The 16425-nt window shown below is 33.9% G+C and carries 11 protein-coding genes; 5 read left to right on the top strand and 6 right to left on the bottom strand.

All coding sequences use genetic code 11. The features are described 5' to 3' along the window. The 3 genes from GSY47_RS07670 to GSY47_RS07660 form a co-directional block, all read right to left on the bottom strand. Positions 1-3183 carry a SusC/RagA family TonB-linked outer membrane protein gene (locus GSY47_RS07670; RefSeq protein WP_219071224.1) on the bottom strand — a complete coding sequence of 1061 codons (3183 nt, stop codon included), beginning with the start codon at positions 3181-3183 and terminating at the stop codon, positions 1-3. Positions 3184-3482: 299 nt separating this feature from the next. Further along, on the bottom strand, positions 3483-4637 hold the full coding sequence (locus GSY47_RS07665; protein WP_179002703.1) for a FecR family protein: 1155 nt from the start codon (positions 4635-4637) through the stop codon (positions 3483-3485). A gap of 188 nt (positions 4638-4825) precedes the next feature. Continuing rightward, entirely contained in the window at positions 4826-5422 is a 597-nt protein-coding gene (locus tag GSY47_RS07660; RefSeq protein WP_179002702.1) for an RNA polymerase sigma-70 factor, read from the bottom strand. Positions 5423-5787: 365 nt separating this feature from the next. Here GSY47_RS07660 and pdxR point away from each other — a divergent pair, with 365 nt between their 5' ends. Next, entirely contained in the window at positions 5788-7200 is a 1413-nt protein-coding gene (gene pdxR, locus GSY47_RS07655; protein WP_219071223.1) for a MocR-like pyridoxine biosynthesis transcription factor PdxR, read from the top strand. A 123-nt stretch (positions 7201-7323) separates the two neighbouring features. Here the strand turns inward: pdxR and GSY47_RS07650 are convergent, their stop codons facing one another. Beyond that, positions 7324-7587, bottom strand: coding sequence for a DUF2024 family protein (locus tag GSY47_RS07650; RefSeq protein WP_179002700.1), 264 nt, complete (start codon positions 7585-7587; stop codon positions 7324-7326). Positions 7588-7754: 167 nt separating this feature from the next. On the opposite strand from GSY47_RS07650, the gene GSY47_RS07645 reads away from it, so the two are divergent. Both GSY47_RS07645 and GSY47_RS07640 read left to right on the top strand, forming a co-directional pair. After that, positions 7755-8486, top strand: coding sequence for a YggS family pyridoxal phosphate-dependent enzyme (locus GSY47_RS07645; protein WP_179002699.1), 732 nt, complete (start codon positions 7755-7757; stop codon positions 8484-8486). 30 nt (positions 8487-8516) lie between these two features. Continuing rightward, the gene (locus GSY47_RS07640; RefSeq protein WP_179002698.1) at positions 8517-9221 is read left to right on the top strand and encodes an AAA family ATPase; all 705 of its coding nucleotides are present in this window, start codon (positions 8517-8519) and stop codon (positions 9219-9221) included. Between the two features lie 201 nt (positions 9222-9422). Here the strand turns inward: GSY47_RS07640 and GSY47_RS07635 are convergent, their stop codons facing one another. Further along, complete coding sequence (locus tag GSY47_RS07635) at positions 9423-10868, bottom strand: glycosyltransferase (RefSeq protein WP_179002697.1); 1446 nt, start codon at positions 10866-10868, stop codon at positions 9423-9425. Between the two features lie 510 nt (positions 10869-11378). Between GSY47_RS07635 and GSY47_RS07630 the strand changes: the two genes are divergently transcribed. Then, positions 11379-11828 (top strand): response regulator, encoded by a 450-nt coding sequence (locus GSY47_RS07630; RefSeq protein WP_179002696.1) that lies wholly within the window; start codon positions 11379-11381, stop codon positions 11826-11828. 11 nt (positions 11829-11839) lie between these two features. Beyond that, positions 11840-15859 (top strand): PAS domain S-box protein, encoded by a 4020-nt coding sequence (locus GSY47_RS07625; RefSeq protein ID WP_219071222.1) that lies wholly within the window; start codon positions 11840-11842, stop codon positions 15857-15859. Between the two features lie 74 nt (positions 15860-15933). On the opposite strand, the gene GSY47_RS07620 is transcribed toward GSY47_RS07625, so the two are convergent. Beyond that, the gene (locus tag GSY47_RS07620; RefSeq protein ID WP_179002694.1) at positions 15934-16350 is read right to left on the bottom strand and encodes a lipocalin family protein; all 417 of its coding nucleotides are present in this window, start codon (positions 16348-16350) and stop codon (positions 15934-15936) included. Positions 16351-16425 lie beyond the last annotated feature (75 nt).

The following is a 16425-nucleotide window of genomic DNA, read 5'->3' as shown; positions in this document are numbered from 1 at the left end:
TTAAAATGATAGGTTTAAACTAAATGAGTAAATTCTTGAAAATGGATAATCAATTCCTCGTTCTGCTTTCATAGTAGATACACGAAAAAATTCATTTGCCAACGCATTAAAGCCCAATGCAGTTAATCCAGCTTTTTTTAACCACATTCTGTCTGTTATCTTGTATCCTAAACGGATAGATTCGCCAGACAAATAATCGTCTTTTTGAATAAATCGTGATGAAATAGGAGTTGTCTCTTTTGTACTGATTGCCTTAAATTCTGCCAATTGACCTGGTGTAGTCCAACGATCTGTCAAGGCTCTGACATCCTGATTGTCAAATATCGATGTAGAGGTAATATTTTCTACTTTATTATATAAAGCGCTATTAAATCTGTCTGCACCAAAACTGTAACGAACATATAACCCAAAACTAAAACCTTTGTAGTTTAAGTTCGTAGAGACAACTCCAGTTGCTGTTTCTCTAGAGTTCCCCATTATGACTTCATCTTTTTTATCAAAAATAAAAGTCGTTTGACCGTCTTTCTTTAAAAAGACTTCCCTTCCTGATGCAGGATCAATTCCTAGAGAGGGTACTGCCCAAAGGTCATTACTGCTAGCTCCATCATAATACCTGGTTAAACTTCCTGAATTTTGCGCAGCAGTATTTAAAGATGATAATGCATTACTAAAACCTCCCAGTTTGTTGCCATTTGATGTAGAGGTTAAGCCAATGCCCCAAATAAAGTTTTCTTTTAAATTATAAATAAAATTATAATTCATTTTCAGTTCCAAACCTTTTGTGGTCAGGTAACCAATGTTTAGAGGATATGAATTGACACCTGTAGAAGCAGCAAGATCGATTGCTACAATTTGTGGTGTAGTTTCACGTTGGTAAGCCCCAAACGTAAACGTTAGTCTGTTGTTGAACATAGCCAGATCCAATCCTAAAGAGACATCTTTGGTTCTTTGTGCTTCTAAATTTGGATTTGCAAGTTGAGAAATACCTAAACCAACACCAAAAATATTAGTATTTGGATTATACCCATAGACATCGTAAGAAGCAAAACCTACTAAATTTTGATTTCCTGTCTGACCAACATTGGCACGTATTTTAAAAACGTTGACAATATCCTCGTTCATTTTGAATTCGTTGTTTAAATTCCACCCAAAACCAACTCCCCAGTACGGAGAATACTTTTTATTTGTTCCAAAATTGGTAGCTCCGGAAATAGTTTGTGTAAAGTCAAATAAAAATCGTCTGTCGTATGCATAGTTGATTTGGTTGGTTAGATCAACACTTCGAATAAGTTGTGTAAAAACATTAGGTTTTGAATAAGGATCGTATCCAAATGCAAATGCAGGATTTCCATCTACTCCAAGTGGAAACCCTCTCAATGTAGTACCATAAGAATTGTTTTTTGTTTCTAAAGCAGATGCTCTAATCGTGTAATTGAAAGAATGGAGCTTATTAAAAACATTAGAATAAGTACCGCCAATATTGGCATTCCATTTATCTGTTATATCTTCATTGTTGTAATAAATTCCTTTTTCAGTTGGAATGTTCGTCATAAAACGAGTATCACCTGGCGAAACAAATATTGTCGAATAATCATTTATTCTCGAAACTGATAGTGCTCCAGTTGTTTTAATATGAGGACTCACATCATAATTTAGTGCAAAATTATTGGTGAAATTATAGTTTTTCCCTTTATTGTAACTAGGCAGAAAAACGTTGTACAAAGGATTTGGCAACTGATTTATAACGCGTTCAGTATCCAGTGCTGGTATAAATGTACCATCTAAATAAGGGGTTATAATACCATTTTCATTATGTTTAGGATAGTAAGGACTTGTTTTAGCCCAGGTCGAAAAAGAACCATAAGGAGATTCCTGATTGTTTCCACCTGATATAAAGAAATTATTACTGATGTTTAACTTGTTTTTTCTATAAGTCAAACTAGCATTATAGCCCCAGGTATTATGCTCAGATCCCTTCATTGTTCCGGTTAAAGTCTTATAATTTCCGGTCATATTAAACCTGAATTCATCTGTTCCTCCCCCAAGTGACAAGCTGTGTCCTGATGTAATTCCTACCTGAATTGGTTCTTTTAACCAATAAGTATTTACACCTCTGCGCACATCGGCCAAATGATTATTATAAGCTTTATCCCATTTAAACTGCATTTCACTATTTCCAGCACCAAGCTGAAAAGCATTCGAAAGTCTTTCAAATTCCAATTTTTGTTCCGCATTCATTAAATTATAAACGCTTAGATCTGCTGCCTCAAAAGCAGAATTATAAACATAAGAAAATTGTAATTTCCCTGCAGTTGGCTTAATAGTTTCAATAACTACAACTCCATTGGCAGAACGAGAACCATACAATGCTGTAGAAGCTGCATCTTTTAATAAAGTGATATTGCCAATTCTATTAATATCTAAATCTACAACCTGCTGTAAAGTGGTTGGAAAACCATCCAAAATAAATAAAGGCTGATTTGGATCATCCTGAAATTGGCTCTGTACCTGATTGGTAGTTAAACTGGTCTGTCCTCTTACCTCAATCGTTGGCAGTACATTTGGGTTTGATCCTGCAATATTATTATTCACAACAATAAAAGACGGATCTAATGTTTTTAATGCCTGAACAACGTTTTGAGTCGAAATTTGTCTTAACTCTTCTCCTTTATATATTGATACGGCACCAGTGATTAATTCTTTTTTCCTTACCGTAATTCCAGTATTTACAACAATTTCTGTCAACTCTTTTGTTTCCTCTTTTAAGGTCATGTTAATTACTCGTCTGTTATTAACAGATACCTCTTCAGGTTTATAACCTAGATAGGTAAATAAGAGAGTCCCATCATTTGGAGCTGTAATTGTATATTTCCCATCATAATCTGTCTGAACGGCAACTTTTAATCCTTTAACAATTAAATTAACTCCAGGCAGAGGTTCTTTTTTCTCATTGGTTACTACTCCTTTTATTTCTATAGATTTTGACTGTTCGGTTATTGCCGCTTTTTGTTTTACCACAATAGTATTATTGTTCGTAAAACTAAAATTGAAATCTTTTTCAGGAACACTTTTTTCCAAAAGCTCGCCTACCTTTATTGTACCTTTTTTTAAGTATACTTTGGGCAGTTCTTTAAATAAATCTTCCTGATAAATAAAAGTATATTTAGTTTGTTGCTTAATCATATCAAAGACTTCGTCAACAGTGACCATTTTATCAGCAGGAATTACAATTTTTGCATTTTGTGAAAAACACTAGCAGGCGAAAAACCAAAAATTGTGGTGCAGAACAAGAAGATAAAGGTTCTCATGACAGTAATAATTAGTCTTTTTCTAAAATAGAAAAGAACGTCGGTTAATTTAAATTTCATAGATTTACATGTTAGTTGGTTGGTTAATTTTTAGAATTAATTAATAGGCTCGCATTACAAAAAGGGATAAAGTGCAGTACGGTGAGAGGTCTAAACTTTATTCCCTTTTCTTTTTTACTTAATGATTATGGTCTTGTCTTTTATTTCATAGGCATTAATAAAATTACTGTTCTTGATTGTGGCTACTATTTCTTCGAGTTTCTGGTTTTTATTTAAAACTCCGTTAAACTTTACATTTCCTAGTTCTGGATTCGCAAAAACAATATCGGCATCATACCATCTTGACAATACTTTTGCGATTTCTTTCAATGGCATTCCTTTGAAAACAAAAAGTCCTTTTCGCCATGAAATCACATTATCTACATCTACTTTTGAAATAAGAATATCTGTATTATCTTTCCTAATTACTGACTGTTCATTTGGCATCAAGAATTCTTTTGCTTTTGCATTATCTATGGCTACCTTTCCTTTTACAAGAGTGGTATAAATGGTATTTTCGTCTTTATAAGCTTTAATATTAAATTCTGTTCCTAGAACTTCAACATGCTGCATTTGCATTTTAACATTAAATTTTGCTCCTTTATGTTTGGTGCTTGGCGATACTTCAAAATAAGCTTCTCCGTAAATCAATTCTACTTGCCTTGTCTGTCCGTCAGTAAAAGCAACCGGATATTTTAATTGCGATTCAGAGTTCAGCCAAACTTTTGTACTGTCTGCCAATTGCACAAAAAACTGACCGCCTCTTGGTATTGTCAATATGTTGTTGGCTATTTTCTCCGATTTACTTTTTGCATCATAAACCAGTTTTTCTCCATTGCTCGAAACATTTCCTTTGCTATAGGCTTTTCCTTTTTCAAGGGCTACAACAGACCCATCTTCTAAAGTCAATGTAGCTTTGTCGCTTCCTATCGAAATGTTTTGGACTGCTACTGCTGGTAAAGTCTCTGGTATATCTCTTTTTTGAGTTTCGTTTTTAAATAGCGAAGCAATAGAAATCAATAACACTACAGCCGCTGCAGCGGTAATTTTGAAAATGGTTCTAGAATAAAATGGCTTGAACGATATAACTTTATCTTCTTCGGCTTTTAAACTCTCTTGAAGTCTTAACAGCATTCTGTTTTCCAGCTCCTCTTTTGAACCTAATGATTCATCCCACTCGTCATTTGTTTGAAAACTTTCATAATAATTCAATAATTTTTTATACTCTTTGCTATTGGTTTCACCAGAATTAAATCTTTGCAGCAATACCAAAAATTTGTCTTTTTTCATTTTGTCTTGTTCGTTAATTGGGGGCTATTTTAAGTAAGTGTAAAAAACACCTCTTATCCCCTAGTGGAGATGGCACTTTTTTTATTTTTATTTTTGAGAGAATTAAAAAAATAATATGTAAAGCCTGCTATTCTTAAGAATAACAGGCTTTTTCTTCTATTAATTTAAAGGCGTGTAAAAGAGTAATCTTACTTAAAAAGATTTTTGGAAAGCCAAAAAACCATTGCCACACTAGTACTAGTTCCCATTGATAAACGAATGGCATGAAGCGCTTTTGTAACATGATTTTCGACTGTTTTTGCAGAAATACCTAATCGCTCAGCTATTTCTTTGTGACTAAGCTGTTCTTCTCGACTCAGCTTATAGACCAATTGGCATTTTTCAGGAAGATTGTTTACAACCATATTAATATGCTGTACCAATTCGTCATGCATCAATTGCGTCTCGGGTGTGGTATTTTGAAAACGGGTATTTAAATCTTCAAAAAGTGCAACGCGAATTTTGTCCTTGTTCTTTTTGATTTGATTAAAAACCTGATATCGGGCACAAGCATACAAATAACTTTTCAGCGAAGTATGAATTTCCAGTTTTTCGCGATTGTGCCAAATATTCATAAAAACGTCCTGAATAACGTCTTCACTTAATTCTTTATCTTTTAAAACATTGTAGGAAGCCATAAATAAAGGTTGCCAGAAATTAGTATACAATTCTGTCAAAGCAGATTCATCACTATTTTTCAGACGATTAAGTATAAGAATATCTTGATTTAGGTCCTGTTCTAACAATTTACTTCAATTTTAAATAAGTATAAAGTCACGGAATTTGCCAATATTTCGAACCCGTTAAGATTCAGCATAACAGTGTCTAAACTATTTACAAATTATGTCTGTCGTGACTAAAAACACAATTGATTCTAAAGAATATACATTTTATAATTCTTAAAGCTATTTTTTCTTTATATTTTAAAACATTAAAAATCAATTATTTACGATACGAAATTACACCAAGCTCGCTTATGAGATATTCCGTAAAAGTTTAAAAAACAATAAAATAAGTTTTATTTTTCAAGGAATTAGTATTGAATTGTTCGGTAAAAAATTTAAATTTGGACTACCAAGAAATTATTTTAAATCCAAAATAACCAGTCCAGATGCTTCGTCCTTGGCCCTTAGAAATTCAGCTTGACAAAAAAACAGATAAAGCGATTTACCTTCAAATTGCCGATGCGGTAATTGATGCCGTAAAAACTGGAAAGTTAATTGGAGGAAATGCTCTTCCCGGAAGCAGACAGCTTGCCGAATTACTAAAAGTCAATCGAAATACTGTAGTGGAAGCTTTAGACGTTTTAATTGCCGAAGGCTGGCTAATCTCGGTTGACCGAAAAGGAACTTTTGTAACGCATTCACTTCCTAAATTTTCGCTTCTTTCTGAAAACAAAAAAGAACAAAAAACTGTTATTGAAGAATCTAAAAGTTATTTAGTTTTTGATGACGGACTTCCCGACAGCCGTCTTGCGCCAATGAATGATCTCGCGAGAGCCTACAGAGAATTATTCAGCCGAAAATCACGCTGGCAGATTATGGGTTACAGCAGTGAATTAGGAAATCCCGAATTCAGAAAAGCGATTGCCCAAATGCTGAATTTTAAACGAGGTATGAGCATTTCTCACGATCAAATCTGTATTACGCGCGGCAGCCAGATGGCTATGTATCTTGCTTCGCATTGCATTTTAAAATCGGGAGATTTTGTGTTAGTTGAAAATCCTGGCTACAAACCTGCTTGGGAAACTTTTGAAAATGCTGGGGCAAAACTACTTCCAGTAGACTTAGAGGCTGACGGATTAAATATCAATCAGGTTGAAGAATATCTGCGAAAGCATCAAAACATAAAAGCGATTTATGTAACACCTCATCATCAGTTTCCTACTACCGTGACTTTATCTTTAGGAAAGAGGTTAAGGTTGATCGAATTATCCAATCAATATGGTTTTACAATTATTGAAGACGATTATGATAATGAGTTTCATTTTGGCCAGCGTCCTATTTTACCTCTTTCCAGTTATTCAGCTCTGCAAAACTATATTTACATTGGAACTTTCAGTAAAATTGTGGCGCCGGCGCTTCGTATTGGTTATCTGGCAAGCTCTTCTGAAAATATTCAAAAAATAGCAAAACACCGAAAAATTATTGATGTTCAAGGTGATAATATAATGGAAGAAGCGGTTTTAAACCTCATCAATGAAGGGAAAATAAAACGTCATCTTAAAAAAGCTAATCTGGTTTACAAAAGCAAAAGAGATTATTTTGAAAATCTCTTAAACCAATATCTCCAAAATAAAATTACTTTCATAAAACCCGAAGGCGGATTAGCATTTTGGATTGTTCCTAATGCCGAAATTAATGTTTTACAGGTTTATGAAAAACTAAAATTACAGGGCATTCAGATTATGAGTCCAGAAAAATTTAGCTTTAGCGAAACCATAAAAGGATTTCGTTTGGGTTATGCTTCCCTTTCAGAAAAACAAATGGAAGAAGGGATTAGGGCGCTTGCCAAGCTTTTGTAAAACTCTAAAAAAGTAGACGCAGATTTTACTGATTTGCTATCGCAAAGACACGGAAAATTACGGATTTTAAATCTGTATCAATCAGCGTTTTCGCGATAGCGAATCCGTTTTATCCGCGTTCCATTAATTACAGTTTTCCATTTCAATAATAGAAAACCCATTTTCTCGAATTTGGTTTTCAACCTCAATCGGTGCTTTATCAATGTGGCAGAAACTGCATTCTTTAGACGATAAAGTCTGTCCTTCCTGTGCTACACTTTTTAGGTATTTTTTACCGTATTCATACACTTGTTCGGCATCATTGACATTTTCATCAACCAAAATATCAAAGTGCATTATTTTTCCGTCTTTGCGCGTTACATAAGTATCCCAAACTGCTATTTTCATTTTTTTATTTTTTAAAGATTCTAAGCGACTATCCCGATAACTATCGGGACTAAGTTTTTACTCTGCAAATTTAGATTGGTTTTGAAATTGCGAAATCATCCAGTTTTTTCATTTTTTGAAATATACTGGTCCAGTAAAATTTTCATGCTTAAACCTAATTTTACAGCATGAAAAACGAAATCATTTTTAATTTACTAAAGGTGCATCAACGGATTGAAAATGCCTGCATAGCTTCTGGAAGAAATCCGGCTGATGTCCAGCTTTTACTGGCTACAAAAACAGTTCCGGCAGACCAAATCAAAATTGCCATTGAAGCTGGAGAAACTTTAATGGGCGAAAACAAAATGCAGGAATTAAGAGACAAAGATGCTGAATTGAAACATCTTCCTCTCGAACGTCACTTTATTGGGCATCTTCAAACGAATAAAGTAAAAGATGTTTTGAAATATGTGAATTGTATTCAATCTCTCGACCGTTTAAATCTAGCAACAGAATTAAACAAACAGCTTCTGAATCAAAATAGAAAACTGGATGTTTTCGTACAGGTGAATACTTCTTATGAAGAGAGTAAATTTGGTTTAGCTCCTGAAAACGTTCTGGATTTCATTAAACAAATACGATCATATGAAACTTTACATATTAAAGGCCTAATGACCATTGGTTTATTGGATGTTGAAAAAGAAAAGATGATTCCATCTTTAAGACTTTTAAGAACGATTCGGGACGAAATTTATAAAGAAGGAATTGAAGGTCTACAAGATTTAAAACTCTCGATGGGAATGTCTCAGGATTTGGAACTAGCTATTGCCGAAGGTTCTAATATGGTTAGGATTGGCACTTCAATCTTTGGAAACCGCTTTCTGGGAAAAGAAATCTGGAATGAAAACATTGCAGAATAAAACTTAATTTTGCCACAAATTAAAAAGAAGATGAACCTGAATGATCTTACCGTAAACGATACCGAAAAAATTGGTTTAGACGATTTATTCTTTAGCAATGAAAATAAAGCTGCTTTATTACAGATTATCAAAGAACACCAATATATAGAAGAACTTAAAAAGTATAATCTTAAAGTCGATAATAAAATTCTACTGCACGGAAGTTCCGGCTGCGGGAAAACGACAACGGCAAAAGCAATTGCCCATACGCTAAACAAAAAGATTATTATTGTCAACCTCAGCACCATAATCGACTCTAGAATTGGTGAAACTTCTAAAAATCTTAAAGCAATTTTTGATAAGGCCATTCGCGAAAGAGCTGTTTTATTTTTGGACGAATTTGATCAAATCGGAAAAAGCCGTGACAGCGATGATAAAGATGTGGGAGAAATGCGTCGTTTGGTAAATACCATTATTCAGCTTTTTGATTATTTCCCTACTGATAGTTTATTGATTTGTGCTACCAATCATTATGAAATAATTGACAACGCTTTGCTTCGAAGATTCCAGCTTCGCTTGAAATATGAAATGCCGACAAACGATCAACTGAATGTTTATTATGATAAAATTTTAAGTGAATTTCCGTCCGAATATCAAAACATCGAAAGGCATTATACAATCTCTTATGCCGAAGCTATGGATTATATTCATACCACAATGAAAAAGCAGATTATTGCATCATTAGAATCCAGATAAAAGCTGGCAGGTTTACTCCGCTTTTTTATTTGCCACGAATTACACAAATCTCCACTAATTAATTTGTGAAAATTTGTGCAATTTGCGGCTAAAAATAATTCACACCGAAGGAACACATTTAAAACAAAAAACCCGCTGTAAAAATTTTACAACGGGTAATTTTCTTGGGTGGAGTTTTATATAGAAATATAGTGTACAAATTTATAAGCCTCTTGTCAACCAGCCTCTTTTATTAGCTGTTGCAATGGCATAAGGCGCAATCCAGAATAAACTGAAAGTGTAGAAAACACTGTATGAATACGCCCAGAAAGACTCAGCCAAATTGTATCGTTTTGCATAGAACAACATTGAAAAACTTGAGAAAATTAAAATTGCCAGGAATGTTGAACTTATAAATAATATTGGATGAACTGCAATAAAATAGAACATAAACAAGATAAAAGGATATGTCATTGCGATTTTAAAGAACTGGTTTAAGAATAACATTCTTGCTCCAAATTTTGATCCTTTTCTAAAATCTTTGAAAACATATTTTGCCATCATTAGGTTTTCACGAACGTTACTTCTCGCCCATCTAATGAACATTTTATATAATCCTTTATATTCTTCAGGAACATTTGTCAATACCACTGCGTTTCTTTGGAATTTAACTTCAAAACCTTGTTTCAAAATCATATTAGTCAAAGCACGATCTTCTCCAATATCTGATGGCTCGCCCATAAAAGTCTGGTTGATCCATTCTGGAAGACAGTTGAAAACTGCATCTCTTTTATACGCTGCCAAAGCTCCTGGCGTACATAATACAGATCCTAATTCGCTTTCCGCAGAACGTTGGAATTCAAAACTCATTACAAAACTCACATTCAGCATTTTTGGTAAAATAGCCGATTTGTTGTTTAAAACCTGAACGTTTCCTGCAACAGCTCCGCATTTTTTGTTTACCACAAACGGACTAACTAAGTTTCTCAAAGTATCTTTTTTCACAATAGAATCACTGTCAACCGTTACAAAGATTTCTCCTGTTCCTAGTTTAAATCCTCTATATAATGCCTGACGTTTTCCTTGGTTTTTTGGCTGCTGGAAAATCGTTACACGATCTCCTAATTTTGCTTTTGCTTCCTGCATCCAGTACCAAGTATCATCTTTACTTCCATCGTCAATAGCTAGAAGCTGTAATTTTTCTGCTGGATAATCACTGTCTGCAAGACTTAATAAAGTATCCCAAACTAATTTTCCTTCGTTGTAAGCCGGAACGATAATCGTACAAGTCGGCAATAAATCGTCTGAAACAGATTCGATTGGTTTGTATCTTAAATACAAATAAGAGCTGTACAAGAAAACTCCTGTTTGATAAAAGAACAAAATGGTTGTAATGATTAAAAATGGTAGTCCCCAAGTCGAAGCGATTCTTTCAAAATGAAATTGTTCAAAATCATCTTGCAGTAGATATACTGCATATACTCCTGCAAGCATTAGGACAAATGTTCCAATAAGAACAGCTAATCCAAACGGACTTGTAGGTCTTTCTACGTGTACTTTTTGCGCTTTTTCTTTAGTTCCAAAAAAAGAACCTTTTAATGCTTTTTCGCTGATAACCGAACTATTGTTCGAGTAAAATTGTTCTGAGATAATTGTTCTGCTTTCCATGCTTATACTCCTTATTTGATTGCTTAATTGGGCTTTTAGTAAAATCTTTTCTTTTCTGATTTATTTGTGGCTCGTATGAAGAGAAACAATAAAAAAACAAACACATCAAAGATTTAGACATAAACACAATTTGCAAGCGGCGTGCCAATACGGTTTAAAGCTGGTATAGAGCGTTTTATAAAAAAGCAATCCGAAAATAGTGTATAATTATTTTACACTTTGTGGATACAGTAAACAATAAACTTGTAAAATTGGAGAGAAAAAAGCAGTGTTTTTGGGAGTTACAAGAGATAGGATTCTCTATTCTGTAATTTATTTATCAAAATGCCTCAAGACTATTTATAACGTAAATTGTAAAACAAAATTGTGTTGGACAGATAAAAAAATGTAATACACTTCCTTATTTTTTAATTTCAGACAAACATTCTTCATAAAAAATCGGGAAATCTGAACGAAAAAAGTTAAATTTAACCAAAGATATTTTAACCCTAAAATTGAAAGAATAAAAAAATGAATACAGAGCGCTATAATCTTTTATTAGCTGATGATGATGATGATGACTGTCTTTTCTTTAAAGAAGCTCTCGACGAAACTTCAATTAATGCTGCTCTTTCTATAGTGCATGATGGCGTACAATTGATGGATTTTTTAAAAACAAACACTCCTAATAATTTCCCTGATGTACTTTTTCTTGATTTAAATATGCCTAGAAAAAATGGTTTAGAATGCTTGGCAGAAATAAAGGCAGATGAAAAATTAAAGAAACTGCCCGTTATTATTTTTTCGACTTCACTAGACAGCGAAATTGTAAACAACTTATACAAAAATGGTGCTTCGTATTATATTCGAAAACCAGGCGATTTTTCTAAATTGAAAAAGGTGATCGAAATTGCCCTGACTACAGCATCTGAGAATAATTTCAGACAGCCCGAAAGAGCTCATTTTATCCTCCAACCCTAAATTTCCCTGTAATGAACCGCAGCAAAAAGGAACATTATTTTCTTTCCGAAGGAGGAGAAATGGGAAATTTAATACGTTCCGCAGATTGGAGCAAAACTCCTTTGGGTAATCCAGAAAAATGGTCCCAAAGTCTAAAAACCATGACCGCAATGATACTTGGCAATCCTTTTGGAATGTACATTGCGTGGGGCAAAAATTATACGCAGTTATACAATGATGCTTTCCGGCCTATTTTGGGTGCTACAAAACATCCTGAAGCTTTAGGTGGCAATTCTCAAAATACATTTGCAGAAATCTGGGATACTATTGGTCCAATGTTCGCCGATGTTATGAAAGGCAAAGCGTTAAGCTTTCCTGATTTTAAAGTTCCTCTTCACCGAAACGGATATACTGAAGATTGTTTTTTTGATTTTTCGTACAGTCCCATAAAAATAGAAGATGGTTCTGTAGGCGGTATTTTAGTTACCGTAATTGAAACCACAGAAAAGAAAATTGTTTCTGATGCTTTGCAAGAAAGTAATGCTAGATTTGTAAACAACATTATGCAGGCTCCAGTTGCCATGTGTATTTTTAAAGGCGAAAATCATATTGTTGAAATTGCCAATGAACAAATGATCCAGCTTTGGGGAACAACTGAAACCAAAATTATCAATAAACCTATTTTTGAAACGCTGCCTGAATTAAAACAACAAGGTTTAGATACTATTCTGCATAGCGTTTTTGTAAGCGGTAAAAAAATTACAACCGACGAAAACTTTGTTGAATTAAGTAGAAATGGACAAACCGAAAATACTTATGTCAATTTTGTTTATGAAGCGATTAGAGAGGCTGACGGAACAATTTCTGGTGTTGCAGCAATTGCTACCGAAGTTACTGCGCAGGTTCTAGCACGATCTAAAGTAGAAGAAAGCGAACAAAAAATACGTCAACTGGTAGAAAATGCACCTTTTCCTATTGGTGTTTATGTGGGGAAAGAAATGCGTATCGAATTGGCCAATGATTCTATCATAAAAGTTTGGGGGAAAGGTTCTGATGTGATTGGAAAAACATACAGGGAGATTTTACCCGAATTACAAAATCAGTCCATATTTGAACAAGTTGAAATGGTATTTGAAACGGGACAATCTTTTCATTCCAGAAATTCACGCGTTGATATTGTTATAGACAATGTGTTACAGTCATTCTATTTTAATTACAGCTTTACACCACTATATGACTTACAGGGTAAAGTTTATGCCGTAATGAATACTGCTGTAGAAATTACCGATTTATATTTGGCCAAACAAAAAATTGAAGAAAGCGATAAACGTTTCCGTGATACTGTAAGACAAGCTCCGGTAGGAATTACGATTCTTCGTGGACCAGAATATGTGGTAGAAATGGCAAACGAAGCCTATCTAAAACTTGTGGATCGCGAAGAAGAGACTTTTGTTGGCAGACCTTTATACCATTCGCTTCCAGAAGTAAAAGATACTGTAAGCACCTTGCTTGATGGTGTTTTAAATACCGGAATTCCGTTTCATGGAAATGAAGTTCCAGTTCCTTTAAACCGTTACGGAAAAATAGAAATTTCTTATTTCGATTTCCTTTATCATCCATTGAAAGAAGAAAACGGAACCATTTCTGGAATTTTAGTAACCGTTACTGAAGTAAGTGAAAAAGTAGAAGCCCGTAAAAAAATTGAGCTTAACGAAGACCGTCTTAAAATTGTAGTAGAAGCCAGCGAATTGGGAACTTGGGAATTAAATGTAAAAACCAGAAATCCGATTTATTCTAAAAGATATCTCGAAATTATTGGAGGTTATACCGAAGATGTTTCTCTAACACACGAAGAATTACTGGCACATCTTCATCCTGATGATTTACACGTTAGAAATAAAAGTTTTAAAGAAGCTTTAACTTCTGGATTTCTACATTATGAAGCGCGTGTAATCTGGAAAGACAAATCAATACATTGGGTAGAAGGAAAAGGCAAAGTTTTTTATGACGAAAATAACGAACCTGCAAAACTCATTGGAACCGTTAGAGATATCACAGAGGAAAAAAAATACAAGCAAAAAATCGAAGAAAGCGAGAAAAAACTACGCAATCTTATTATGCAGTCGCCTGTGCCAAAAGCAATTTTACGTGGTAATGATTTTACGATTGAAATGGCCAATTTTGTGCTTTTAAATAATATCTGGAAAAAAGAAGAAACCGATGTACAGGGTAAAAAACTATTAGAATTATTTCCTGAATTAGAAAAACAGAAATACGCCAAATTACTCCAACAGGTTTATGAAACTGGAAAAGTGTATACAGAATCCGAATCACTTCTTTATATTGAAGATAAAAATGACAGCAATCAATTTTATGTAGATTTTGAATTTGCCCCACTTCGTGAAAGTGACGATTCTATTTCGGGAGTAAGAATGACTCTGATTGATGTTACGGAAAAAGTAGAAACCCGAAAAAAAATCGAAGAAAGCGAAATGAGATTCCGTTCTCTTACCGAAAGTATTCCGCAATTAATTTGGGAAACAGATGCCGAAGGAAATGCTTTATTTACTTCTGGAAAATGGCTGGAATATACCGGAATTCAACCTGGTGTTGAAGGTTCTTGGGAAGCCATGATTCATCCAGATGATTTTCAAGAAAATATCAGAATCTGGCAGAATGCACTTGAAACTGGCGAAATGTATCGATGTGATGTGAGAATGCGCAGAAGAGACGGTAGTTACCGTTGGCATACCGTCATTGGAGAACCTGTTTACAATATTGAAAATAAAATTATAAAATGGGTTGGTGCCTTTACGGATATTCATACCGAAAAAGCTTTTACACACGAATTGGAACAACAAGTTACAGCTCGAACAAGAGAATTAATCCAGATCAATGAATCGCTCCGAAAAAGTGAAGAGCGCTATCATTTAATGGTTGAAGAGATTCAGGAATATGCTATCATATACCTCAACCGAGATGGTATAATTGAAAACTGGAATGTTGGAGCCGAAAAAATAAAAGGTTATAAAGCAGACGAAATTATCGGGAAATACTTTGCTGTTTTTTATACTAATGAAGATCAAAAAAATAATCTTCCACATACGCTTTTACAGCGCGCAAGAGACAATGGAAAAGCAATTCATGAAGGCTGGCGTACCCGTAAAAACGGAAATTTATTTTGGGCAAGTGTTGTCATTACCGCTGTTCATAATAAACAAGGAGAAGTAATTGGTTTTTCAAAAGTGACTCACGATTTAACCGATAAAAAAAGAGCAGACGATACTCTAAAATTGAATGCAATGGAGCTCGAGCAAAAAAACAATGAGCTGGAAGAAATGAATAAAGAACTCCAGTCCTTTGCTTATATTTCCAGTCATGATTTACAGGAACCACTCCGAAAAATACAGACTTTTGCCTCACAGATTATCGAAAAAGAAGCCACTAATTTATCTGAAAATGGTTTAGATAAATTTAGAAGAATGCAAAACGCCGCACAACGAATGCAGACTTTAATCAACGATTTACTTTCATATTCGAGAACCAATGTTCAAGAACGTATTTTCGTAAAAACAGATCTTGCTGAAATTATCGAAGAAGTAAAAGAGGATCTGAAAGAAGAATTGGAACAAAAAAGTGCTGTTATTGAAGTAGAAAAAACATCTGAAGTTGATGTCATTCCGTTTCAGTTCAAGCAATTATTGTACAATCTGATCAGCAATTCATTAAAATTCTCCGATCCTAATGTTCCGATTAAAATCAAAATCACAAGTAAAATAGTGAATGGAAAAGATTTAAATATTGAAAAATTAATTTCCTATAAAAATTACTGCCATATTCAAGTTTCAGACAACGGAATTGGTTTTGAATCGCAATACAATAAAAAGATATTTGAAGTTTTCCAGCGTTTACACGGAAGAGACCGCTATAACGGAACTGGAATTGGTCTTGCAATCGTAAAGAAAATTGTAGAAAACCATAACGGAGTAATCACAGCATCGGGCGTTATGAACGAAGGTGCTTCATTTGATATTTATATTCCGGTTAATTAAAAAATTCAAAATCCAATAAAAAAACGGAAATAACTTTAAAGCTATTTCCGTTTTTATTTTTCAAGAAAAACTAATTATCTAGAGTAAACAGTAATTACCCCAGTTGTTTTGTCTTTGATTTTAAGTTCTTTATTAGTAAGATTCATAATATCACTAACAGAACTTACATTTCCTATTGTTAGTGTTAAATCATTATGAGATCTTACATAAGTCCCTGTCGTTTCTGTCAAAGCACACTCTTCTCCATCATAATCACCTATAACTGCTGCATTGCTTATTCTCAAATCCAAATAATCCATTGGACATCCACTTTGATTTGCTGGAGCATCAATTAAAACTTCTTGCCCATTCACGATTGTTCCTGTCTGTCTCAAGTTGTATTTCCCTTGAATTGGAACAATTGTCTCTCCTTCGTTATCGTCATTGCTACATGATGCGGCAAATAATCCTAAACTTAAGGCTGATACTAATAATAATCTTGTAGTTTTCATGTTGATTTGTTTTTTATTGATATAATTTAATAATGCTAAATTAAATGTATATCCTTACAAAAAATTTCATGATTT

The organism is Flavobacterium quisquiliarum, from assembly GCF_019308285.1.
Taxonomy (GTDB): domain Bacteria; phylum Bacteroidota; class Bacteroidia; order Flavobacteriales; family Flavobacteriaceae; genus Flavobacterium; species Flavobacterium quisquiliarum.
Note: the sequence above shows the minus strand (reverse complement) of the source record. Positions and strands in the feature narration are given on the sequence as shown.